This is a genomic window from Type-F symbiont of Plautia stali, assembly GCF_059731105.1.
Window position 1 is genome coordinate 2,142,770 of record NZ_AP035909.1, and the last position, 20,813, is coordinate 2,163,582.

The 20,813-nt window shown below is 55.9% G+C and carries 24 protein-coding genes; 13 read left to right on the forward strand and 11 right to left on the reverse strand.

The genetic code is table 11. The features are described from left to right. Position 1: 1 nt before the first annotated feature. From trpCF to AC6I7A_RS10125, 4 genes are all read left to right on the forward strand, one after another. Positions 2-1,363: a bifunctional indole-3-glycerol-phosphate synthase TrpC/phosphoribosylanthranilate isomerase TrpF gene (gene trpCF / locus AC6I7A_RS10110; RefSeq protein WP_058958177.1), complete on the forward strand. Its 1,362-nt coding sequence runs from the start codon at positions 2-4 to the stop codon at positions 1,361-1,363. A 46-nt stretch (positions 1,364-1,409) separates the two neighbouring features. Then, positions 1,410-2,600: a tryptophan synthase subunit beta gene (gene trpB / locus AC6I7A_RS10115; RefSeq protein WP_009089941.1), complete on the forward strand. Its 1,191-nt coding sequence runs from the start codon at positions 1,410-1,412 to the stop codon at positions 2,598-2,600. After that, entirely contained in the window at positions 2,600-3,403 is an 804-nt protein-coding gene (trpA, locus tag AC6I7A_RS10120) for a tryptophan synthase subunit alpha (RefSeq protein ID WP_058958176.1), read from the forward strand. Before trpB ends, trpA begins: the two co-directional genes overlap by 1 nt. 149 nt (positions 3,404-3,552) lie before the next feature. Beyond that, complete coding sequence (locus tag AC6I7A_RS10125) at positions 3,553-3,867, forward strand: BON domain-containing protein (RefSeq protein ID WP_009089937.1); 315 nt, start codon at positions 3,553-3,555, stop codon at positions 3,865-3,867. Between the two features lie 48 nt (positions 3,868-3,915). Here AC6I7A_RS10125 and ompW read toward each other — a convergent pair whose 3' ends face one another. Then, positions 3,916-4,548: an outer membrane protein OmpW gene (gene ompW, locus AC6I7A_RS10130; RefSeq protein WP_009089935.1), complete on the reverse strand. Its 633-nt coding sequence runs from the start codon at positions 4,546-4,548 to the stop codon at positions 3,916-3,918. A gap of 254 nt (positions 4,549-4,802) precedes the next feature. Here ompW and AC6I7A_RS10135 point away from each other — a divergent pair, with 254 nt between their 5' ends. Genes AC6I7A_RS10135 through yciA form a run of 4 tightly spaced genes read left to right on the forward strand, consistent with a single transcriptional unit; the run spans position 4,803 to position 7,054 of the window. Continuing rightward, positions 4,803-5,219 (forward strand): YkgJ family cysteine cluster protein, encoded by a 417-nt coding sequence (locus tag AC6I7A_RS10135; protein ID WP_009089933.1) that lies wholly within the window; start codon positions 4,803-4,805, stop codon positions 5,217-5,219. Between the two features lie 27 nt (positions 5,220-5,246). Beyond that, positions 5,247-5,981 carry a YciC family protein gene (locus AC6I7A_RS10140; RefSeq protein WP_058958175.1) on the forward strand — a complete coding sequence of 245 codons (735 nt, stop codon included), beginning with the start codon at positions 5,247-5,249 and terminating at the stop codon, positions 5,979-5,981. A 51-nt stretch (positions 5,982-6,032) separates the two neighbouring features. Continuing rightward, on the forward strand, positions 6,033-6,572 hold the full coding sequence (locus AC6I7A_RS10145) for a septation protein A (RefSeq protein ID WP_046101919.1): 540 nt from the start codon (positions 6,033-6,035) through the stop codon (positions 6,570-6,572). Between the two features lie 59 nt (positions 6,573-6,631). After that, on the forward strand, positions 6,632-7,054 hold the full coding sequence (gene yciA / locus AC6I7A_RS10150; RefSeq protein WP_009089928.1) for an acyl-CoA thioester hydrolase YciA: 423 nt from the start codon (positions 6,632-6,634) through the stop codon (positions 7,052-7,054). Positions 7,055-7,090: 36 nt separating this feature from the next. On the opposite strand, the gene tonB is transcribed toward yciA, so the two are convergent. Beyond that, entirely contained in the window at positions 7,091-7,846 is a 756-nt protein-coding gene (gene tonB, locus AC6I7A_RS10155) for a TonB system transport protein TonB (protein ID WP_058958174.1), read from the reverse strand. A 195-nt stretch (positions 7,847-8,041) separates the two neighbouring features. Between tonB and AC6I7A_RS10160 the strand changes: the two genes are divergently transcribed. Then, on the forward strand, positions 8,042-8,338 hold the full coding sequence (locus AC6I7A_RS10160) for a YciI family protein (protein ID WP_009089924.1): 297 nt from the start codon (positions 8,042-8,044) through the stop codon (positions 8,336-8,338). 71 nt (positions 8,339-8,409) lie between these two features. Continuing rightward, complete coding sequence (locus tag AC6I7A_RS10165; protein ID WP_058958173.1) at positions 8,410-8,595, forward strand: hypothetical protein; 186 nt, start codon at positions 8,410-8,412, stop codon at positions 8,593-8,595. A gap of 85 nt (positions 8,596-8,680) precedes the next feature. Here the strand turns inward: AC6I7A_RS10165 and ycgZ are convergent, their stop codons facing one another. After that, entirely contained in the window at positions 8,681-8,923 is a 243-nt protein-coding gene (gene ycgZ, locus AC6I7A_RS10170; RefSeq protein WP_009089921.1) for a regulatory protein YcgZ, read from the reverse strand. 344 nt (positions 8,924-9,267) lie between these two features. Here ycgZ and AC6I7A_RS10175 point away from each other — a divergent pair, with 344 nt between their 5' ends. After that, on the forward strand, positions 9,268-9,585 hold the full coding sequence (locus AC6I7A_RS10175) for a hypothetical protein (protein WP_009089920.1): 318 nt from the start codon (positions 9,268-9,270) through the stop codon (positions 9,583-9,585). A 78-nt stretch (positions 9,586-9,663) separates the two neighbouring features. On the opposite strand, the gene AC6I7A_RS10180 is transcribed toward AC6I7A_RS10175, so the two are convergent. Next, positions 9,664-9,837 (reverse strand): YciY family protein, encoded by a 174-nt coding sequence (locus AC6I7A_RS10180; RefSeq protein ID WP_128084052.1) that lies wholly within the window; start codon positions 9,835-9,837, stop codon positions 9,664-9,666. Positions 9,838-9,995: 158 nt separating this feature from the next. Here AC6I7A_RS10180 and cls point away from each other — a divergent pair, with 158 nt between their 5' ends. After that, positions 9,996-11,456 carry a cardiolipin synthase gene (gene cls / locus AC6I7A_RS10185; protein ID WP_009089916.1) on the forward strand — a complete coding sequence of 487 codons (1,461 nt, stop codon included), beginning with the start codon at positions 9,996-9,998 and terminating at the stop codon, positions 11,454-11,456. Positions 11,457-11,501: 45 nt separating this feature from the next. Beyond that, positions 11,502-11,825: an HI1450 family dsDNA-mimic protein gene (locus AC6I7A_RS10190; protein WP_009089915.1), complete on the forward strand. Its 324-nt coding sequence runs from the start codon at positions 11,502-11,504 to the stop codon at positions 11,823-11,825. A gap of 84 nt (positions 11,826-11,909) precedes the next feature. Here the strand turns inward: AC6I7A_RS10190 and oppF are convergent, their stop codons facing one another. The 7 genes from oppF to AC6I7A_RS10225 all read right to left on the reverse strand — a co-directional run bounded on the left by oppF (position 11,910) and on the right by AC6I7A_RS10225 (position 20,514). Beyond that, on the reverse strand, positions 11,910-12,911 hold the full coding sequence (oppF, locus tag AC6I7A_RS10195) for a murein tripeptide/oligopeptide ABC transporter ATP binding protein OppF (protein ID WP_009089913.1): 1,002 nt from the start codon (positions 12,909-12,911) through the stop codon (positions 11,910-11,912). Then, positions 12,908-13,921 carry an ABC transporter ATP-binding protein gene (locus AC6I7A_RS10200; protein ID WP_009089912.1) on the reverse strand — a complete coding sequence of 338 codons (1,014 nt, stop codon included), beginning with the start codon at positions 13,919-13,921 and terminating at the stop codon, positions 12,908-12,910. The genes oppF and AC6I7A_RS10200 overlap by 4 nt, the downstream gene beginning before the upstream one ends. Positions 13,922-13,932: 11 nt before the next feature. Further along, positions 13,933-14,841: an oligopeptide ABC transporter permease OppC gene (gene oppC, locus AC6I7A_RS10205; RefSeq protein WP_046101922.1), complete on the reverse strand. Its 909-nt coding sequence runs from the start codon at positions 14,839-14,841 to the stop codon at positions 13,933-13,935. 14 nt (positions 14,842-14,855) lie between these two features. After that, positions 14,856-15,776, reverse strand: coding sequence for an oligopeptide ABC transporter permease OppB (oppB, locus tag AC6I7A_RS10210; protein WP_009089910.1), 921 nt, complete (start codon positions 15,774-15,776; stop codon positions 14,856-14,858). A gap of 93 nt (positions 15,777-15,869) precedes the next feature. Then, the gene (oppA, locus tag AC6I7A_RS10215; protein ID WP_058958172.1) at positions 15,870-17,510 is read right to left on the reverse strand and encodes an oligopeptide ABC transporter substrate-binding protein OppA; all 1,641 of its coding nucleotides are present in this window, start codon (positions 17,508-17,510) and stop codon (positions 15,870-15,872) included. 151 nt (positions 17,511-17,661) lie between these two features. Next, a complete protein-coding gene (locus AC6I7A_RS10220; protein WP_058958171.1) occupies positions 17,662-19,284 on the reverse strand; it encodes an ABC transporter substrate-binding protein in 1,623 nt (540 codons plus the stop codon). A gap of 582 nt (positions 19,285-19,866) precedes the next feature. Beyond that, the gene (locus tag AC6I7A_RS10225; protein ID WP_009089907.1) at positions 19,867-20,514 is read right to left on the reverse strand and encodes a YchE family NAAT transporter; all 648 of its coding nucleotides are present in this window, start codon (positions 20,512-20,514) and stop codon (positions 19,867-19,869) included. Between the last annotated feature and the right edge of the window lie 299 nt (positions 20,515-20,813).

Consider the following 20,813-nt stretch of genomic DNA (forward strand, 5'->3'; position numbering starts at 1 on the left):
CATGAAAGGCACCGTGTTAGAAAAAATTGTTCAGGACAAAGCGATCTGGGTTGAAGCCCGTCAGCAGCAGCAGCCTCTCTCCACCTTTCAGAACAGCATTGAGCCTTCCAGCCGTCATTTTTACGACGCGCTGCAGGGGGCCAGAACCGCGTTTATCCTGGAGTGTAAAAAGGCCTCTCCGTCGAAAGGCGTGATTCGCGAGGACTTCGATCCGGCCGCGATTGCCGGGGTCTACCGCCACTATGCGTCAGCGGTCTCTGTGCTGACCGATGAAAAATATTTTCAGGGTGACTTCGCTTTCCTGCCGATTGTCAGCGCAGCCATCACGCAGCCGGTGCTGTGCAAAGATTTTATTATCGATCCTTACCAGATCTATCTGGCGCGTTACTATCAGGCGGATGCGATTCTGCTGATGCTGTCGGTTCTGGATGATGAGCAGTATCGTCAGCTGGCCGCGGTGGCACACAGCCTGAAGATGGGCATTCTGACTGAGGTCAGTAATGAAGAGGAGCTGGAGCGTGCTATCGCCCTGCAGGCGAAAGTGGTGGGCATCAACAACCGCGATCTGCGCGACCTCTCTATCGACCTTAACCGCACCCGCCAGCTGGCGCCTCGCCTGTCGCATGGCGTGACGGTGATCAGCGAATCGGGTATCAACAGCTATGCGGACATTCGCGAGCTGAGCCACTTCGCCAATGGTTTCCTGATCGGCTCCTCCCTGATGGAAGAGGCAGATCTGACAGCCGCGGTGCGTCGGGTTACCCTGGGCAGCAACAAAGTGTGCGGCCTGACCCGTGCCGAAGATGCGCGTGCCGCCTATGAAGCGGGTGCACTCTTTGGTGGCCTGATCTTTGCAGAGGGATCGCCGCGTCAGATTGATACCGCCACGGCGCAGAGTGTGATCGCCGCGGCCCCGCTGCGTTACGTTGGCGTGTTCCGGAACGCCAGCGTGAGTGACATTGTCACGCAGGTCAGCGCCCTTTCTCTCTCTGCGGTTCAGCTGCATGGCGATGAAACGCCGGCGTTTGTCGCCGATCTGCGCGCCGCCCTGCCTGCCAACGTGCAGATATGGAAGGCACTGCGCATCGAAGGCCATCTCCCGGCGCGCGACTGGCCACATGTTGACCGTTATGTGTTCGACAATGGTAACGGTGGTACCGGTCAGCGTTTCGACTGGTCCCTGTTGCAGGGTCAGACGCTGAACAATGTGCTGCTGGCCGGTGGCCTGGGTGCGGACAACTGTGTTGAAGCCGCGCAGCTGGGCTGTGCCGGACTTGACTTCAACTCTGGCGTGGAAAGCGCGCCCGGCATCAAAGATGCCCGTAAAATTGCCGCCGTGTTCCAGACACTGCGCGCGTACTGATTTGCCTGGCCTGCCCGACGGCGGGCCTGAGAAAGGAAGAGAAAAGATGACGTTACTGAATCCCTACTTTGGCGAATTTGGCGGAATGTATGTTCCGCAGATCCTGATGCCTGCCCTGCGCCAGCTCGAAGAGGCGTTTGTCGACGCGCAGAAAGATCCTGCCTTCCAGGAAGAGTTTACCGAACTGCTGAAGAACTATGCGGGTCGTCCGACCGCGCTGACGCTGTGCAAAAACCTGACCAAAGGCACCAAAACGCGCCTCTACCTTAAGCGAGAAGATCTGCTGCACGGCGGTGCGCACAAAACTAACCAGGTGCTGGGTCAGGCACTGCTGGCTAAGCGCATGGGTAAAAACGAAATTATCGCCGAGACCGGCGCCGGTCAGCACGGTGTGGCCTCTGCACTGGCCTGTGCGCTGCTGGGCATGAAATGCCGTATCTACATGGGCGCGAAAGATGTGGAGCGTCAGTCGCCTAACGTCTTCCGTATGCGACTGATGGGCGCGGAGGTGATCCCGGTTCACAGCGGCTCTGCCACGCTGAAAGATGCCTGTAACGAGGCGCTTCGCGACTGGTCTGGCAGCTACGAAACGGCGCACTACATGCTCGGCACCGCCGCGGGCCCGCACCCCTTCCCGACCATCGTGCGTGAGTTCCAGCGCATGATCGGCGAAGAGACGAAAAAACAGATTCTGGAAAGAGAGGGTCGCCTGCCCGACGCTATTCTCGCCTGCGTGGGCGGGGGCTCCAACGCTATCGGCATGTTTGCTGACTTTATCGATGAAACCAGCGTGAAGCTGATCGGCGTTGAGCCTGCGGGTCACGGCATCGAAACCGGCGAGCATGGCGCACCGCTGAAGCATGGTCGCGTCGGTATCTACTTCGGCATGAAAGCGCCGATGATGCAGACGGAAGACGGCCAGATTGAAGAGTCCTACTCCATCTCTGCCGGTCTCGACTTCCCGTCGGTCGGGCCTCAGCATGCGCACCTGAACAGCACGGGTCGGGCGGATTACGTCTCGGTTACCGATAACGAAGCGCTGGCTGCCTTCAAACAGCTCTGCCGGGCGGAAGGGATTATTCCGGCGCTGGAATCCTCTCACGCCCTGGCGCACGCCCTGAAGATGATTCAGGAGGAGCCGGAGAAAGAGCAGCTGCTTGTGGTTAACCTTTCCGGCCGCGGCGATAAAGATATTTTCACCGTTCACGACATTCTGACTGCGCAGGGAGAAATCTGATGGAACGTTATAATCAACTGTTTTCGCGCCTGTCAGCCAGCAACGAAGGCGCTTTCGTCCCGTTCGTCACGCTGGGCGACCCCTCACCTGAGCTCTCCCTGCGCGTGATTGACGCGCTGGTTGAAGGCGGTGCGGACGCGCTGGAGCTGGGCATTCCTTTCTCCGACCCGCTGGCGGATGGCCCGACCATTCAGAATGCGACCTTACGTGCGTTCGCCGCAGGCACCACCACCAGCCAGTGCTTTGAAATGCTGGCGACAATCCGCCGTAAATATCCTGACCTGCCGATTGGCCTGCTGATGTATGCCAACCTGGTCTTCACCAACGGCGTGGATGCGTTCTATGCACGCTGTGCCGAAGCCGGTGTCGATTCGGTTCTGGTCGCCGATGTGCCGGTTGAAGAGTCGGCGCCGTTCCGCCAGGCGGCGATGCGTCACGGCGTGGCCCCTATCTTTATCTGTCCACCTAATGCCAGCGATACGCTGCTGCGTGAGATCGCGTCGCACGGCCGGGGCTACACCTACCTGCTGTCACGTGCCGGGGTGACCGGGGCTGAAAACCGTGCCAGCCTGCCGCTACAGCACCTGATCGACAAGCTGCGCGAATACCATGCCGCTCCGCCACTGCAGGGCTTTGGTATCTCAGAACCTGAGCAGGTGAAGGAAGCGATTGCCGCCGGTGCCGCCGGAGCCATCTCCGGTTCCGCCATTGTCAGAATCATTGAGAAGCACCACGCCGAACCGGACGTGATGCTGAGCGAACTGAAGAACTTTGTCAGTCGCCTGAAAGCCGCCAGTCGTTAATCCTGTCAGCATGCCTTATCACGCGATAAGGCATGATTTGTTTCCTTTTTTTTCATTCCGCCATTTGCCCTTTTTTCAGAATCTGCACCACAATGACAAAGCGCCGTTACAGTAACGTCGCATCCATTTTGTGACAGGGAGAGAAAGCAATGAAATTCGTTAAACTGCTGACAGGTGCTGTACTGGCGGGTGTGGTTGCGCTGACACTGAGCGCCTGTGCGCCAACCGCAACCAAAGAGGGAACCGGTGGCTACATCGATGACACCGTTGTGACCACGAAAGTGAAAGGTGAACTGCTGAAGGATGACTCGCTGAAATCAACTGAAATCAACGTAGAAACCTTTAAGGGTAAAGTTCAGCTGAGCGGTTTTGTGTCATCGCCACAAATGGCTAATCGTGCTGTTCAGGTGACGCGCAGCGTACCGGGCGTGAAATCTGTCGTGAACAACATGCAGATTAAATAACGTTATACAGACACAAAAAAGGCCGCTGAATCAGCGGCCTTTTTCTCATCAGAAGCGGTAACCTGCCCCGAAGAAGAAGACCCACGGATCGATGCGCATATTGATGTTCTGCTGCTCGCCTCCCGCTTTAAACTTCACTTCCGTGTCGATATCCATGTACCACACCGACGCATTCAGCATCCAGTCGCGGTTGATCTGATAATCCAGGCCGACCTGACCCGCCACGCCCCACGAATCCTTGACGCTGAGATCGGTCAGGCCTGCGTCGCGACCGGTCTGGTTGAAATCGGCATCATAGAAGGTGGTGTAGTTGACGCCCACGCCCACGTAGGGACGGGCTTTGCTTTTGCTGTCGAAGAAGTAGTACTGCGCCATCAGCGTCGGCGGTAACTGGCGCACGGTAGCCAGCGTGCCGGTCGGGCCAAGACCCACTTTGTGACGGAACGGCGTGGCGGCGAGAAGTTCCACCCCGATATTGTCCGTCGCCATATAGGTAAAGGTTAGGCCGAGCTGCGTGTCGTTGGAGGCGCTGAACTCCCCCATGCCTAACACATTATCGGAGCCTTCGGTGGGGCGTACGGTTGCACTGCCGGCACGCATAAAGAAGTCGCCTGCTTCATGGGCCATCGCCAGCTGGGGTAAAGCCAGCGCCAGCAGCATCGCGCATTTTGCCAGTTTCATTATCACTCCTTTGCTTAATGTTGATGTCGCGGGGGATTATCATTTTTTTGCTGGCAGTTATTTAACGCGATTTACAGGAAATTGCACTCTGAACGCTTCAGATAAATTGCTTAAAAAACAATGAATTGATTTAGATCAATTTCGGCACGCTTCGGCGCCCGCAAATTCCCCTTGCTGAAAAATTCCGGCGGCCCTATTTTGCTTCTCTTCCTGGTTGATTTTGGTTCGATGCCTCGGGAGGGGCGGGTGATCAAATGAGTGACACATTAAATCCTTGTATCAGCTGTGGCGCCTGCTGCGCCCATTTTCGCGTCTCATTTTACTGGGCGGAAGCCGACGATGCGGGCGGTCTGGTGCCGACCGACCTGACCGAGCCGCTCAGCCTGCTCATGCGTAACATGCGGGGCACCAACGATCGCACCCCGCGCTGTGTCGCCCTGCAGGGAGAGATCGGCGGATGCGTTTCATGCGGAATCTATGAACAGCGTCCCACTCCCTGTCGGGAGTTCTCGCTGTCAGGAGAAGGCGGCATTCACAACGAAGCCTGCGATCGGGCCCGCGCCCGCTATGGCCTTCCCCCGCTTTTTTCGCCATCTTTACCTGTCGTGACAGAAAGTTATGCCACAGCGGGTGCCCGTGAGCTGCCAGAACATGTACAATCGCCGGGTTAATTAACCCGGTTCCTCCAAGGAGTGTACATGTCTATCACGGCAAGCTCGTTATACCGTGACACTGGAAATTTTGCGCGACATCAGCTGGCTACCCTGCTGCTGCTGTCGCTGCTGACCGCTTTTATCACTGTCATGCTGGTGCATGTGCTGACGCCTGGTGTCGATGAGATGGCCATTCTGCAGCAGGGTGACGACAGTGCCAGATCGTTGTTTGAGATAGTGCAGAGCATGTCGCCGGAACAGCAGCAGGTTCTGCTGCGGGCTTCGGCTGCCAGCACCTTCGCTGCGCTGGTGGGTAACACGCTGCTGCTGGGCGGCATGCTCTGCCTGATTCCGATGGTCTCTTCCGGTCAGCGGGTCAGCGCTTTGCGGGCTATCGGGACTTCTGCGCCGCTGCTGCCCAGACTGCTGCTGCTGACCTTTCTGATGACGCTGGTGGCCCAGCTTGGCTTTATGGTGCTGGTGGTCCCCGGTATTCTGCTGACGATCCTGCTGTCACTGGCGCCCGTGATGCTTGCCAGTGAGAAGATGGGCGTGTTTGCCGCCATGCGCGCCAGCATGCGCATGGCCTGGAAGAACGTGAAGCTGATCGCCCCCGCCATCCTGCTCTGGCTGCTGGCGAAAGTGGTTGTGATGCTCTTCTTCGCTTCGCTGACCGTGCTGCCGCTGAATGTTTCGTCGGTCATTTTTACCGCGGCTGGCAATCTGGTTTCAGCCCTGTTGATCATCTATCTCTATCGGCTCTATATGCTGTTACGTTGACGGACGGTGCGCCTGCGGGCGCACTGGCATGCAACCCTGACGGGAATCACTATGAAGCAGTTACTCGACTTTCTCCCCCTGGTAGTTTTTTTCATCTTCTATAAGCTCTACGACATCTTTGTCGCCTCGGGCGCACTGATTGTCGCGACCGGTCTGGCGCTGGTCGTCAGCTGGGTGCTCTATCGCAGACTGGAAAAGATGACCATTTTCACCTTTGTGCTGGTCGCGGTCTTTGGCACCCTGACGCTGGTGTTCCACAACGATGAGTTTATTAAGTGGAAAGTAACGGTCATCTACAGCCTGTTTGCGCTCGCCCTGCTCTACAGCCAGTGGTTTATGAAGCAGCCGCTGATCCAGAGCATGCTGGGTAAAGAGCTTCAGCTGCCGGACGCGGTCTGGCGTCGTCTGAACGTCGCCTGGGCACTCTTCTTTCTGATTTGCGGCCTGGTGAACATCTACGTCGCCTTTTGGTTATCCCAGGCGTTTTGGGTTAACTTTAAAGTGTTTGGTCTCACCGGTCTGACCTTACTGTTTACCCTGCTTAGCGGGCTCTATATCTGGCGACAGATGCCGCAGCAGGAACAAAAATAATCACCCGCCCGGTTCGCCGGGCTTTTTTTCAGCATTCATCTGCATAAGAACGGGAAGCAATGGGCGAAAAACATAAATTACCGCAAGGTGAAATGGTGCTGCGTACGCTCGCCATGCCGGCAGACACCAACGCTAACGGCGATATCTTTGGTGGCTGGCTGATGTCACAGATGGATATGGGCGGCGCGATTCTGGCTAAAGAGATCGCGGAAGGCCGCGTGGTGACGGTGCGTGTCGACGGCATGTCATTTCTTAAGCCGGTGGCGGTAGGGGATGTCGTGAGCTGTCATGCGCGCTGTATCCGGACCGGCAACAGTTCGATGACCATTAACGTCGAAGTGTGGATCAAGAAAGTGTCGTCTGAGCCGATTGGACAGACTTATTGTGCCACCGAAGCGGTCTTTATCTATGTGGCCGTGGACAGTGCGGGCAATTCCCGTCCGCTGCCAGCCGGCCGCGCCAATCAGCAGCCCGGCGAATAAAAAAACGGGTCAGGCATCTCCGCCTGACCCGGCCTCTTACTCTATGCTGGCCCCGCCTTTAAGCTTAAAGACGATATTCATTGTGAGTCCCTGACCCGGGCGACCGCTCTGGTAACGCCACTTTTTCATCGCCTGCTTTACGTCGCGCTCAAACATATTGCGCGGTTCCGCAGAGAGGATCTGAATGTTCTCTACCCGACCGTCACTGTCCACGTCAAACTTCACCCGCACGCGCCCTTCAACCCGCAGCGCATAAGCGCGCTGAGGATAGCCTGGCTTACTGACGCTCAGCGCTTTCGGGCCGGTTGATACCGATGGTGTCGGTGAGGGAGTCGCTTTTGGCGCAGTGGCTGGACGGGTCTGGGTCGCCGGCGTCTCCTGCCGGAACGGATTATCCTGCGGTTTACTCTCCTGACGCGGCTTCACGTCGCGTAGAGGTTTCTCCCGCTTGTGCTCGGTTTTAGGTTTGGGTTTTGGTTTGGGCTTCGGCTCAGGTTTGGGTATCGGCACCGGTTCCGCTTTCGGCGGTTCCGGTGCCGGCTGAGGTTCCGGTTCTGGCTGAGGTTCTGGCTGCGGCTCAGGCGCAGGCGGCTGCACAACAGCCGGAGCAGGCTCGGGCTGAACTTCCGGGGCAACCATGGTGACGCTGATGGGCTGAGAGGCCTTTGGCACTTCCGTCACCTGCTGGAATGACGCATACAGAATTCCGGCAATGACGGCCCCATGCAGAACAACAGACAGCAACATGGAGAGTGGCGTGCGTTTGGGTAAGGGCATAGTCAGCGTGGTCATAACAGTCGCAGTGATTGAATGAAGCAGCGATTTTAAATGCAAATAGCAATCAGTTTCAATAACTCCCGCCCTCACGCCATCAGAAAAGCGCATTTAGCCCTTTATGCTGCGCCTTCCAGCCGCCGGAGTTTTCGTTTGCACTCTGAAGGGCAATCCCTTAACGTGTGCAAAATTCTGGTTAATGGGAGTTCCTGAGTGCTTTACGTCATTTATGCAGAAGATACTGCAGATTCACTGGAAAAGCGTAACGCCGTGCGCCCTGCCCATCTGGCACGGCTCAAACTGCTTCACGAAGAGGGACGCCTGATTATCGCTGGCCCGATGCCTGCCGTGGACAGTAACGATCCCGGCGTGGCGGGCTTTACCGGTTCCACCGTCATTGCGGAGTTCCCGTCGCTGGAAGCGGCGCAATCCTGGGCGCAGGATGACCCCTACATTGCGGCGGGCGTCTATAGTCAGGTCGCGGTTAAGCCGTTCAAACGCGTCTTCTGATTGCATCTGAGTATGAAAAATGGCTTCTGTGCCTGGCGCAGAAGCCATTTTTTTTCGCAAAGAGAGGGAATATGCAGATTGTTATTCTGGCGCTGCTGCTGGTCATCGCTTTACTGCTTGGCAGGGCTATTTATCTCTGGCGGACGCAGGGATGGCGCAGGAAGAAACAGACAATAGTGATGCTGATTGTGCTGGCAGCAGCGTTGCAGCTGGTAAATGTCACGCTGATGATGACGAAGCCGCTTCATCCCGGCTGACCATAAACGGCTGACAGGGTAAAAGGCATTAAAGAACAGGACAGCTGATTGACTGTCCTGTTCTTCATACTCTGTTATCTTTATATCAGCCGCGATCCAGAATCAGACCAATCAGCGCGTGATAGTGCTGCTCTTCTTCCGGGCTGGTAACATGCTGCAGGCGGCTAATCAGTTTTGAGCAGATCGCTTTGCGGTTCAGGCTGCGGCCGGAACGAATAATTTCCGTGACAACCGACCCCAGGATCGCCTGCTGTGAAGGCTGTGCAGCACTGTGCAGATAGGCGGTAATGTCTGAAACTGAAGCGGGAATATGTACGTTAGTCTGCATGATTGTCCCTTAAAGGCGTCGTTAAAGTTACTAAGCGATGCGGTAAAGTTATACAAAAACGCCCCTCCTGTACAGGTATTTAGCGCGAAAAATCACCCAAAGCGTGACATTTTTCATTAAATTCATTTAATACATAGACTTAAAACAATGTAAAGTTGTACAAGTTTCTTCTCGCTTTGTACACATCCCCTGTCAGCCCCCTCAGACCCGCCCCTTTTCCGCCTGATCCTTTTTACTTACGGCTTTTTTTGACCGGTGAGAGGATTTATCTGTTACCTCTGTCTACATTTACTATTCGTGATTTACACCTCTGAATGGATGCACCGCACTGTCGCGAGCTCACTATGAATAAAACCTATCCTGTTCCGGTTCTCACTCTGGCTGACACGCTTTTATCCCGGCTTGCCGCGCTGGCCGATCCTAAAATAGAAGTATTAAGCGGTTATCCGGCGAACTGCTCTGCCTGGCTGACGATCTACTATCAGCGCAAATCAGGCCGGTGGAGTTACGAATGGTACGATCGGGAGGGTTATCGCCGGCCAGCGGCGCTGGGCAGCGCAATGCCCTGTCTGATGCTCGAGGTCAACGATCGGGGAGCGTCGCCTCAGGAGCAGGCTCAGGCGCGCCGGTTACTGGCCGAGCAGGGCTTTTTTGAAGCCTGAGGGTGCCCCGGACAATGCGCAGCCCGCCTGCTGCCTCACAGGGTATCGGCTTACAGGGCGGGCTGAAGAGGTGCGGGATTAGACCATCTGCGTAATGAACAGAATTGATCGGCGCTGCTGCTGGGCCAGCTGGTGGCGGATACAATGGATGCGCTTATAGCGGCGTGACTGCCCTTCCAGCCAGCGTGAACGGCGACGGTGAACCTGTCGTAACATTCTCCAGCGTGCCACTTCATTTCTGCTTCGTTTCATCACTTCCTCTCTGCCATCGTCTACGCCGCCGCATTATAGAGATCTCTGCGACAATACCCAATCTGTTCTCTCATTATTCTCGTCAGGGATAAAGGTTTCGTTAGCCGTCATCTGCACGTAAACTTGCCAGACGGAAGCGCGAACGGGATGTCCACTTTATGACCACTTTTTATACGCTGATCAGCTGGTTACTGCTGTTTGGTTACTGGCTGCTGATTGCCGGTGTCACACTGCGCATCCTGATAAAGCGCCGGGCTGTCACTTCGGCGATGGCATGGCTGCTGGTTATCTATATTCTGCCGCTGGTCGGCATTATCGCTTATCTCTCCTTTGGAGAACTGCACCTGGGTAAACGTCGCGCGGAGCGCGCCCGCACCATGTGGCCATCAACGGCCCGCTGGCTGAATGATCTGAAGCAGTGCCGCGAGATTTTCGCGACGGAACACAGCGACGTCGCGCGCTCGTTATTTGAGCTTTGCTACCATCGTCAGGGCATTGCCGGGGTAAAGGGAAATCAGCTGCAACTGTTAACCAGCGCCGATGATGTGATGCAGGCACTGATTCGTGACATCCAGCTGGCCCGCCATAATATCGAGATGGTGTTTTACATCTGGCACCCCGGTGGTCTGGCAGATGAAGTTGCCGAATCGCTGATGGCGGCGTCGCGCCGTGGCGTCCACTGCCGTCTGCTGCTGGACTCAGCGGGCAGCGTAAACTTTTTCCGCAGCCCCTGGGCGGGCATGATGCGCAACGCCGGCATTGACGTGGTGGAAGCGTTACAGGTGAGCCTGCTGCGCGTCTTCCTGCGGCGGATGGATCTGCGCCAGCATCGTAAAATCGTGCTGATTGATAACTACATCGCCTACACCGGCAGTATGAATCTGGTCGACCCCCGCTTCTTTAAACAGAGTGCCGGTGTGGGTCAGTGGATTGATCTGATGGCGCGTATGGAAGGCCCGGTCGCGACCGCGATGGGGATTGTTTTCAGCTGCGACTGGGAAATTGAGACCGGTAAGCGCATTCTGCCGCCCCCGCCCGATCGCAACATCATGCCGTTTGAACAGGAGAGCGGCCACACCGTGCAGGTGATCGCCTCCGGTCCCGGTTTTCCGGAAGATATGATCCATCAGGCCCTGCTGACCGCCGTCTATTCGGCACGTGAGCAGCTAATCATGACGACCCCCTACTTTGTGCCCAGCGACGACCTGCTGCATGCGATCTGCACGGCGGCGCAGCGTGGCGTCAGCGTCAGCCTGATCCTGCCGCGTCACAATGACTCGCTGCTGGTCGGCTGGGCCAGCCGCGCCTTCTTCAGTGAATTGCTGGAGGCGGGCGTGAAGATTTACCAGTTTGAAGATGGCCTGCTGCATACCAAGAGCGTGCTGGTGGACGGACAGCTGAGCCTGGTCGGCACCGTGAATCTCGATATGCGCAGTTTATGGCTTAATTTCGAGGTGACGCTGGTAGTGGATGATGCGGGCTTCGGCAGTGACCTGGCCTGCGTACAGGATGACTATATCGCGCGGTCGCGCCTGCTGGAGGGTAAGCGCTGGGCAAAACGTGCCTGGTGGCAGCGCATTGTTGAACGACTGTTTTACTTCTTCAGCCCTTTACTGTAAAACGAGCCAGATTGTGTAAATGGCCGCAGGCAGACAGGACAGACTATGGATTTAAATAATCGCCTTACCGAAGATGAAACGCTGGAACAGGCCTACGATATTTTTCTCGAACTGGCAGGTGACAATCTCGATCCGGCAGACATCATTCTCTTCAATCTGCAGTTTGAGGAGCGCGGTGGCGCAGAGCTGTTCGACCCGTCTGAAGACTGGAAAGATCATGTTGATTTCGATCTGAACCCTGACTTTTTCGCCGAGGTGGTGATTGGGCTGGGTGAAGCGGACGGTGAGCCGATCACCGACGTCTTTGCGCGCGTGCTGCTGTGCCGTGAAAAAGATCACAAGCTGTGTCATATCCTGTGGCGTGAATAGACCGTAGATGCGCGGTGACGTGAATGACGTCGTGGCGCAGCATCCCAGAACAGAAAACGCCGGGCAATTGCCCGGCGTTTTGCTTCAGAGCGGGTCGACCTTGAGACAGGAGACCGCATGGTGGAAGCTGCCTTCCAGCAGCGGACGGGTTTTCGCACACTCCGGTCCGGCAATCGGACAGCGGGTGCGGAACACACAGCCTGACGGCGGATTGATCGGCGACGGCAGCTCCCCTTCCAGTAGCTGAATCTGCTTGTTCTTCTCCAGATCGGGATCGGGAATCGGCACGGCAGACATCAGCGCCCGGGTATAAGGGTGCTGCGGATTGCCATAGACCTCGCTGTAGGTGCCCAGCTCCACCGCATGTCCCAGATACATCACCAGCACGCGATCAGAGATATGTTTCACCACGGCAAGATCGTGCGCGATGAAGATCAGCGACAGTCCCATTTCACGCTGCAGCTGCTGCAGCAGATTCACCACCTGCGCCTGAATCGACACGTCGAGCGCCGATACCGGCTCATCACAGATAATGAGCTTTGGCTCCAGAATCAGCGCACGGGCGATGCCGATACGCTGGCACTGGCCGCCCGAAAACTCATGCGGATAGCGGTTAATCAGGTTCGGCAGCAGGCCCACCTTCATCATCATATTTTTGACGCGGTCTTTCACTTCCTGACGCGCCATCTTCGGATGATAGGTGCGCAGCGGCTCGGCGATGATATCGCCGATAGTCATACGCGGATTCAGAGAAGCCAGCGGGTCCTGGAAGATCATCTGAATGTCGCTGCGCGCCTTGCGCCACTCCTCTTCGCTCTGACCGAGCAGATCGCGGCCTAACCAGGCGACACGCCCTTCTGTGGCTTTGACCAGCCCGATAATGGCGCGCGCCAGCGTCGATTTGCCGCAGCCGGACTCGCCCACCACGCCCAGGGTTTCCCCTTCATAGAGACGCAGGCTGACCCCGTCCACCGCTTTCAGGGTCTTTGAAGGCTGCCAGAACCACTGCTTGCCATCTTTGATGTCGAAATGCACCTTCAGGTCGGCGATTTCCAGTAACACTTTCTTTTCAGCTACGGTGCTCATACTAACTCCTCCACCGGCTTAAAGCAGGCACGCAGACGGCCATCGCCAAACGGCTCCAGCGGCGGCGACTGGGTGCAGATATCCATCGCGTGCGGGCAGCGCGGCTGGAACGGACAGCCCTGCGGCAGACGCAGCAGATTGGGTGGATTCCCCGGAATGGTCGTGAGGCTCTCGCCCTCGGCATCCAGGCGTGGTACGGCATTGAGCAGGCCGATCGAATAAGGATGGGCGGGCTGGTAAAAGACATCGCGGGCGCGGCCATACTCCATGGTGCGTCCGGCGTACATCACCAGCACTTTGTCGCAGATCCCCGCCACCACGCCGAGATCGTGGGTGATCATGATGATGGCGGTGTTGAACTCGCGCTTCAGATCATTGAGCAGCGTCATGATCTGCGCCTGCACCGTCACATCCAGCGCCGTGGTGGGTTCATCGGCAATCAGCAGCTTTGGACGGCAGAGCAGCGCCATGGCGATCATCACGCGCTGGCGCATCCCACCGGAGAACTCATGCGGATACATTTTCATTCGCTTGCGCGCTTCCGGCATCTTCACCGCATCCAGCATTCTCACCGACTCTTCGAAAGCCTGTGCGCTGCTCATCCCCTTGTGCAGTTTCAGCACTTCCATCAGCTGCTCGCCGACCCGCATATAGGGATTGAGCGAGGTCATCGGGTCCTGGAAGATCATCGCGATCTGCTCAGCGCGCAGCCGGTTAAGCTGGCTTTCCGGCAGATTCAGGATCTCTTTGCCGTTGAACAGCGCAGAACCGCCAATGCGCCCGTTTTTCGCCAGCAGCCCCATCAGGGCAAAGGCGGTCTGTGACTTGCCCGAACCGGACTCACCGACAATGCCCAGCGTCTCCCCTGCGCGCAGCGAGAAGTTCAGATTGTTCACCGCGGTGACATCACCATCGTGCGTGCCAAAGGTGACGCGTAAATCTTTGACCGTAAGTAGCTGTTCGCTTCCCGCGCGGGCCGCCATCGCTGGCTGAAATTCATGAATAGTCATCGGGAAACTCCTTAACGATCTTTCGGGTCGAGGGCATCACGCAGGCCATCGCCAATAAAGTTGAAACAGAACAGCGTGACCACCAGGAAGCCCGCCGGGAACAGCAACAGCCACGGCGACACTTCCATGGAGTTGGCTCCGTCGCTCAGCAGTGCGCCCCAACTGCTCAGGGGTTCCTGCGTGCCCAGACCCAGGAAGCTCAGGAAGGATTCAAACAGGATCATACTGGGCACCAGCAGTGAGGCGTAAACCACCACTACCCCCAGCACGTTGGGCACGATATGGCGCACCACAATTTTCCAGGTCGATACCCCACCCACATGGGCGGCTTCGATAAACTCTTTGCGCTTCAGGCTCAGCGTCTGGCCGCGCACAATACGCGCCATATCCAGCCACGAAACCATGCCGATGGCGGCAAAGATCAGCAGGATGTTACGACCAAAGAAGGTCACCAGCAGGATCACGAAGAACATGAACGGGAAGGAGTTGAGGATTTCCAGAACACGCATCATCGCCGAGTCGGTTTTGCCGCCCAGGTAACCGGCAATAGAGCCATACAGGGTACCGACCACCACGGCGATCAGGGCGGAGGCGACGCCGACCATCAGGGAGATCCGGCCGCCAATGGCCACACGCACCAGCAGGTCACGCCCCGACGAGTCGGTGCCGAACCAGTGACCGGAAGTGGTATCCGGCGGTGAAGACATCATCGCCCAGTCGGTATCGTCGTAGGTGAACTGCGCCACCATCGGCGCGATAATCACAAACAGCGTAATGACCAGCAGCACCAGCAGGCTGATCAGCGCGGCCCGGTTATGGATAAAACGACGACGCGCGTCCTGCCAGAGACTGCGCCCTTCTACTTCCAGCTTCTCACTGAACGCATCAAGAGCTTCGCTGTTTTTCTTACTTAACATCATGGCGAACTCCGCAATCAGTAACGAATTTTGGGATCGATGACGGCATAGAGCACGTCGACAATCGCGTTAAACAGGATGGTCAGCAGACCGACCAGAATCGTCAGGCTCATCACCAGCGAGTAGTCGCGGTTCAGTGCGCCGTTAACAAACAGCTGACCGATTCCCGGCAGACCGTAGATCGATTCGATCACCATCGAACCGGTGATGATGCCGACAAAGGCGGGTCCCATATAGGAGATGACCGGCAGCAGAGCCGGTTTCAGCGCATGACGCAGCACAATGCGGCGCAGCGGTAAGCCTTTGGCGCGAGCCGTGCGGATAAAGTTGGAGTGCATCACTTCAATCATCGATCCACGGGTGATACGGGCAATGCTGGCAATGTAAGCCAGTGAGAGTGCCACCATCGGCAGCAGCATGTAGTTCCACTGCCCGCCATTCCAGCCCCCGCCCGGCAGCCATTTCAGGCTGATCGCGAACAGCAGGACCAGCAGCGGCGCGACCACAAAGCTGGGTATTACCACGCCGGTCATTGCCACCCCCATTACCGCGAAGTCCCACAATGTGTTCTGTTTCAGCGCGGCGATGACCCCAGCCGTGACGCCGAGCACGATCGCCAGCAGGAACGCGGCCAGACCCAGTTTTGCCGAGACCGGGAACGCGTGCGCGACCAGATAGTTAACCGAATAATCTTTGTATTTAAAGGATGGGCCGAAATCGCCGTGGGCCAGCTGGACCAGGTAATCGACATACTGCTTACCGATAGGATCGTTGAGGTGATATTTCGCCTCAATGTTGGCCATCACTTCCGGTGCCAGGGTGCGCTCGCCGGTAAAGGGGCTGCCGGGTGCCAGTCGCATCATAAAGAAGGAGATGGTAATCAGGACGAACAGCGTCGGAATCGCTTCAAGCAAGCGACGCAGGATGAATTTTAACATTGCCGTACCTACCAGGCTGTTGCTTCACAACATATAAAAAATAGTAAAAAGGCGGCACGAGAAGCGCCGCCACTGCTGATAGCCTGAACGCTATTAGTGTTTAATGATGTAGAAGTCTTTAGACAGCGTTTTATCCAGCGGATCTTTACCGGTGTAACCACCAACGTAAGGTTTCACCAGACGCGTATTCACGTAGTAGTAAACCGGTACGATGGTGCTGTCTTTATCCAGGATCTGCTCGGCCTGCTGATAGTCCGCTGCACGGCCTTTGGCATCCGGCGCTTTGATCGCGTCACGCACCACTTTGTCAAACGCATCGCTCTTATAGTGCGAGGTGTTACTGCTGCTGTTAGAGAGCATGATGTTCAGGAAGGAAGTCGGTTCGTTGTAGTCCGCACACCAGGCCGCACGCGCCACATCGAAGTTACCCTGATGACGGGTGTCCAGGAAGGTTTTCCACTCCTGGTTTTCCAGCTTGATATTCACACCGATGTTTTTCTTCCAGATCGACGAGGCGGCAATCGCCAGCTTCTTGTGCAGATCGGAGGTGTTGTAGAGCAGGTTGAAGGTCAGCGGTTTATCCGCGGTGTAGCCCGCTTCAGCCAGCAGTTTTTTCGCTTCGGCGTTACGTTTATCCTGTGACCACTTGAACCAGTCTGGCGGCAGGATTTCCATACCGTCGGTGGCTGGCGGTGTGAAGCTGTAGGCCGGCTTCTGACCCTGCGCCAGCACTTTATTCACCATGATGTCACGGTCCAGACCCAGCTTCAGGGCGGCACGAACGCGCGGATCGGTAAATGGCGCTTTCTGGTTATTGATTTCGTAGTAGTAGGTGCAGAGATAAGGATCGACGTGCAGCTCTTTACCGTTTTCGCGCTGCAGCTTTTTGAACAGCTCGATCGGCAGATTGTTATAGGTCATGTCGCTGCCGTTCTCGGAGAAGTAACGGTTGACGTCACTGACTTCAGAACTGATTGGCAGGTAGGTAACCTTGTTCAGCACGGTGTGCTCGTTGTCCCAGTAGTTCGGGTTACGCACCAGCGTGATGCGTTCGTTAATGACGTGTGCGTCGAGCTTAAAGGCACCGTTGCCGACCCAGTTTTGCGGCTGAGTCCACTGTTCGCCGAATTTCTCAATCGCCGGTTTATAAACCGGTGACATCACGGAGTTGATCAGCAGCTTATCAAAATAGGGAACCGGCTCACTCAGGGTCACTTCCAGCGTGTGGTCATCAATCGCTTTCACGCCCAGATCGGTAATGGGCTTTTTACCTGCGATGATGTCATCAACGTTCAGGATATGACCATACTGAGGATAGCTGGCGTAGGGTGAAGCCGTTTTCGGGTCAACCAGACGCTCCCAGCTGTAGACGAAGTCCTGCGCGGTTACCGGCTCGCCGTTAGACCATTTGGCATTTTTACGCAGGTGGAAAGTCCACACTTTGAAATCTTTATTTTCATAGCTTTCCGCAACGCCCGGGATCGGTTTGCCGTTGCTGTCATTGACCAGCAGACCTTCATAGAGATCGCGCGCCACGTTATCTTCCGGCACGCCCTCGATTTTGTGCGGGTCGAGCGACTGCACTTCATCGCCATTGCCGCGAACGAGTTCCTGTTTGGCTGCCAGCTCAACGCCTGCAGGCACGGTCGCCGCGAAAGCCGCATTCCCTGCCAGGGCACTTATTGCGGCGAAGACGCCCGCTGCTATCAGGCTTTTTTTCGTGATGTTGTTCATTATTACACTCCAGTTTTATTATCGTCACCGCAGCGCTGTTCTGCCGCGGCGTCCCCCGTTTCCGGGCTCCCTTAACCCGGGAGAGTGACCCCAAAAAATTGGTCTGTTTGCTGATGCGCTTCCCGTCTGTCTCGCCAGGACGGCGAGCAGATCAGTGTTTTTTAATAAAATAGTACTTCAGGTCTGTCATATCCTGCGGGTCTTTGCCCGTGAAACCGCCAACCCAGGGCTTCACCAGGCGCACACTGACGCGGTAGTAAACTGGCACAATGGGTGAGTCTTTGTCGAGTTGTGTTTCAGCCTGCTGATAGAGCTCCGCGCGCTGCGCCTCACTGCCCGCCGTCAGACTCTTCGCCATCAGCTCGTCAAAGGCCGCACTGCTGTAAAAGGCGGTATTGATCGAGGCGTTGCTGATCAGCATGTTGAGAAAGGTTGAAGGCTCATTGTAATCGGCGCACCAGGTGGCTCGCACCACGTCATACTGGGCCTGATGACGGGTCTCCAGCATCGTCTTCCACTCCTGATTCTGCAGGGTGACTTTTGCGCCGAGATTTTTCTGCCACATTGAAGCGGCCGCAATCGCCTGCCGTTTATTCTGATCGGAAGTGTTATAGAGCAGCGTGAAGGTCAGCGGATTGGCGGCGTTGAATCCCGCCTCTGCCAGCAGCTTTTTCGCCGCCTCATTGCGTTGCGCCTGCGTCCAGGTAAACCAGGCTGGCGGTGTCAGCTTAATACCGGCGGTAAAGGGCGGCGTCAGGCTGTAAGCCGGAATCTGTCCCTGCCCCATAATTTTTCTGGCAATCACCTCACGGTCGAGGGTCATTTTTAGGGCGGCGCGCACCCGTGGATCGGTGAACGGCGCCTTTTTGTTATTGATTTCATAATAAAACGTGCAGAGCAGCGGACTGATCTTCACCTCATCGCCGAGATCCCTGCGCAGCTTGCCAAACATCTCCGGCGGCAGGGCGCTGTTGGTGATGTCCGTTCCGCCACTGCGGTAGCGGTTGATATCGCTGTTTTCAGAGGCGATGGGCAGGAAGGTCCCCTGCTCAATCACCGTATGGGCATTGTCCCAGTAGTGAGGATTGCGCTTCAGAACAATTTTTTCATTCACTACCCAGTCGCTTAAGGTATAAGCACCGTTACCGATATAGTGACCCGGCCGGGTCCAGGCATCGCCCCACTCTTTGATAGCGGGTCCATAAACCGGCTTCAGCGCCGTGTGCGCCAGCATGGCTACCAGATAAGGCACCGGTTCAGTGAGCGTAATCTGCAGCCGGTGGTCATCCAGCGCTTTCACGCCCAGCTGATCGGGTGACGCTTTACCAGCCAGAATCGCATCGATCCCGGCAACATGGGCGGCCTGCAGATAGCTGGAGTAAGGCGACGCGGTGGCAGGGTCCACCAGCCGACGCCAGCTGTAGACAAAATCTGCGGCGGTCACCGGCTCACCATTACTCCACTTAGCATCATCCCGCAGATGGAAGATCCAGACGGTGGGCTGCGGATTCTCCCAGCTCAGGGCAACGCCGGGGACGACCTTACCGAAATTATCGGTGTTAACCAGACCGTCCAGCAGGTTGTGAATAATATTGGATTCCGGCACACCTTCGGTTTTATGGGGATCCAGCGAAGAGACTTCACTGCCATTGTTAATCACAATCTGTTGCTGCGCGGCCAGCGTCGTTCCGGGCGGAACCGTGGCGGCATAAGCCGGCGTAAACGCTATTAACAGTGCGGCGAGAGTCAGCCGCTGTTGCTGCACATTCATCATCCCAGTCATCCGAAACGCCAACCTTTTTTAAGTATCCCGACAGGCTTAAGCAAAAAGCGTTCTCACTTTGCACTTTCGGAGAAAAAAATTCACGCTGGGCCAGAAATTATCAGAAGCCATCAGAGGGCGCCAAAGTAAAATAGCTAAAATGTTAACTAATTCTCTTTTATCACGAGTTGTCACGCAGCGAAAGTGTTAATTTTCGACCTGAAAATATCATATCGATATGAAAAATAGGCGTTTTAGTCGGAAACCCTGTGCAGACATGCTTTGCATCATGAATACGCAAGGTTTTTGGCACTTATCTTCCAAAGTCGGCATCTGATGTGAGAAAAATCCAGCCTTATTGCTCTCAGGTGGGTGTTTATGAGGGAGGGAAGAATCAAGACAGAAGAATATGGTGTGAAAATCGTGACATTATTTCGCTGACAAAAGTCTGTGAACCGGCCAGCAGTAATGAAATTTATAATCGGCTGAATCTTTTAAGCGTGACGAATAATTGCATTGTGATGGTGCAATAAAACCGTCGATTGCACCATTACGGATCAGTTTTCCACTTCGCTGCCTGAAATAAGTGAGGCGTTAATTGAGCAGTCCGGGAAATATAGACTTCAGGCCGGTGACCACAAACTCAATACCCAGGGCCATCAGTAACAGTCCCATGATACGGGTAATCACGTTAATGCCGGTCTGTCCCAGTATCCGCACCATTAAAGGCGCGGCCCGAAACAGCAGCCAGCAACATAAGGCAAAAATGGCAATCGCCAGCGTAAAGCCCAGCAGGTTAAGCCAGCTGTGATAGCGGGTGCTCCAGACAATCGTCGAACTGATGGCACCCGGACCAGCCATCAGGGGCAGCGCCAGGGGCACCACGCCAACGCTTTCACGAATGGCCGTTTCTGACTTCTCCTGTTTGTTCTGCTTATCCTCGCCCAGCTTGCCACTGATCATCGACATCGCAATGGTCACGACCAGAATCCCGCCCGCAATGCGGAACGAGTCAATCGAGATGCCAAACACCCGCAGAATCGCATCGCCGAGGAACAGCGAGGTCCAGAGGATAATAGCCACCGCCAGGTTGGCGGTTAAATTCGTTTTATTGCGTTCAGCTGCCGCCTGATAGCGGGTCATACTGATGAAAACCGGAATAATGCCGACCGGATTAACCAGCGCGAACAGCCCGACAAAGAATTTTATATAGCCTGAAAGATCTAACAGTGCAGGGTTCACGACATGGCTCCGTAACGCAGGGGGGGGAAATCGCGCCTAATGTAAGTGAAAAGCGGCACAGACGCCAGATGCATACGCCGCTATTTATGCCACTTAAGGCGGAACCCATAGCGGAATCCCCCAGCGTTCCGAATGAGACTGGATTTTGTCGCTATGGCAAGCCGGCTTACATGGTGCAAACAGATTCGAAACAAGGTGGCGCAAAAAGCCCGGCTGAAAGGTGTCAGCTTGGGGTTAAATTGATTTGCATCAAAATTACCCTACCCCAAACCAGGTAATCTTTTCGTAACGGAAGTATT

What these genes read in the sequence shown, in the direction of transcription:
- oppB (WP_009089910.1), bottom strand. Translation starts at nt 15,776, where the DNA reads ATGTTAAAATTCATCCTGCGTCGCTTGCTTGAAGCGATTCCGACGCTG.
- trpCF (WP_058958177.1), top strand. Translation starts at nt 2, where the DNA reads ATGAAAGGCACCGTGTTAGAAAAAATTGTTCAGGACAAAGCGATCTGG.
- AC6I7A_RS10180 (WP_128084052.1), bottom strand. Translation starts at nt 9,837, where the DNA reads ATGAAACGAAGCAGAAATGAAGTGGCACGCTGGAGAATGTTACGACAG.
- AC6I7A_RS10140 (WP_058958175.1), top strand. Translation starts at nt 5,247, where the DNA reads ATGTCTATCACGGCAAGCTCGTTATACCGTGACACTGGAAATTTTGCG.
- AC6I7A_RS10190 (WP_009089915.1), top strand. Translation starts at nt 11,502, where the DNA reads ATGGATTTAAATAATCGCCTTACCGAAGATGAAACGCTGGAACAGGCC.
- oppA (WP_058958172.1), bottom strand. Translation starts at nt 17,510, where the DNA reads ATGAACAACATCACGAAAAAAAGCCTGATAGCAGCGGGCGTCTTCGCC.
- AC6I7A_RS10165 (WP_058958173.1), top strand. Translation starts at nt 8,410, where the DNA reads ATGCAGATTGTTATTCTGGCGCTGCTGCTGGTCATCGCTTTACTGCTT.
- AC6I7A_RS10135 (WP_009089933.1), top strand. Translation starts at nt 4,803, where the DNA reads ATGAGTGACACATTAAATCCTTGTATCAGCTGTGGCGCCTGCTGCGCC.
- trpA (WP_058958176.1), top strand. Translation starts at nt 2,600, where the DNA reads ATGGAACGTTATAATCAACTGTTTTCGCGCCTGTCAGCCAGCAACGAA.
- ycgZ (WP_009089921.1), bottom strand. Translation starts at nt 8,923, where the DNA reads ATGCAGACTAACGTACATATTCCCGCTTCAGTTTCAGACATTACCGCC.
- tonB (WP_058958174.1), bottom strand. Translation starts at nt 7,846, where the DNA reads ATGACCACGCTGACTATGCCCTTACCCAAACGCACGCCACTCTCCATG.
- oppF (WP_009089913.1), bottom strand. Translation starts at nt 12,911, where the DNA reads ATGAGCACCGTAGCTGAAAAGAAAGTGTTACTGGAAATCGCCGACCTG.
- AC6I7A_RS10220 (WP_058958171.1), bottom strand. Translation starts at nt 19,284, where the DNA reads ATGATGAATGTGCAGCAACAGCGGCTGACTCTCGCCGCACTGTTAATA.
- AC6I7A_RS10145 (WP_046101919.1), top strand. Translation starts at nt 6,033, where the DNA reads ATGAAGCAGTTACTCGACTTTCTCCCCCTGGTAGTTTTTTTCATCTTC.
- oppC (WP_046101922.1), bottom strand. Translation starts at nt 14,841, where the DNA reads ATGATGTTAAGTAAGAAAAACAGCGAAGCTCTTGATGCGTTCAGTGAG.
- yciA (WP_009089928.1), top strand. Translation starts at nt 6,632, where the DNA reads ATGGGCGAAAAACATAAATTACCGCAAGGTGAAATGGTGCTGCGTACG.
- cls (WP_009089916.1), top strand. Translation starts at nt 9,996, where the DNA reads ATGACCACTTTTTATACGCTGATCAGCTGGTTACTGCTGTTTGGTTAC.
- AC6I7A_RS10175 (WP_009089920.1), top strand. Translation starts at nt 9,268, where the DNA reads ATGAATAAAACCTATCCTGTTCCGGTTCTCACTCTGGCTGACACGCTT.
- trpB (WP_009089941.1), top strand. Translation starts at nt 1,410, where the DNA reads ATGACGTTACTGAATCCCTACTTTGGCGAATTTGGCGGAATGTATGTT.
- AC6I7A_RS10125 (WP_009089937.1), top strand. Translation starts at nt 3,553, where the DNA reads ATGAAATTCGTTAAACTGCTGACAGGTGCTGTACTGGCGGGTGTGGTT.
- AC6I7A_RS10200 (WP_009089912.1), bottom strand. Translation starts at nt 13,921, where the DNA reads ATGACTATTCATGAATTTCAGCCAGCGATGGCGGCCCGCGCGGGAAGC.
- ompW (WP_009089935.1), bottom strand. Translation starts at nt 4,548, where the DNA reads ATGAAACTGGCAAAATGCGCGATGCTGCTGGCGCTGGCTTTACCCCAG.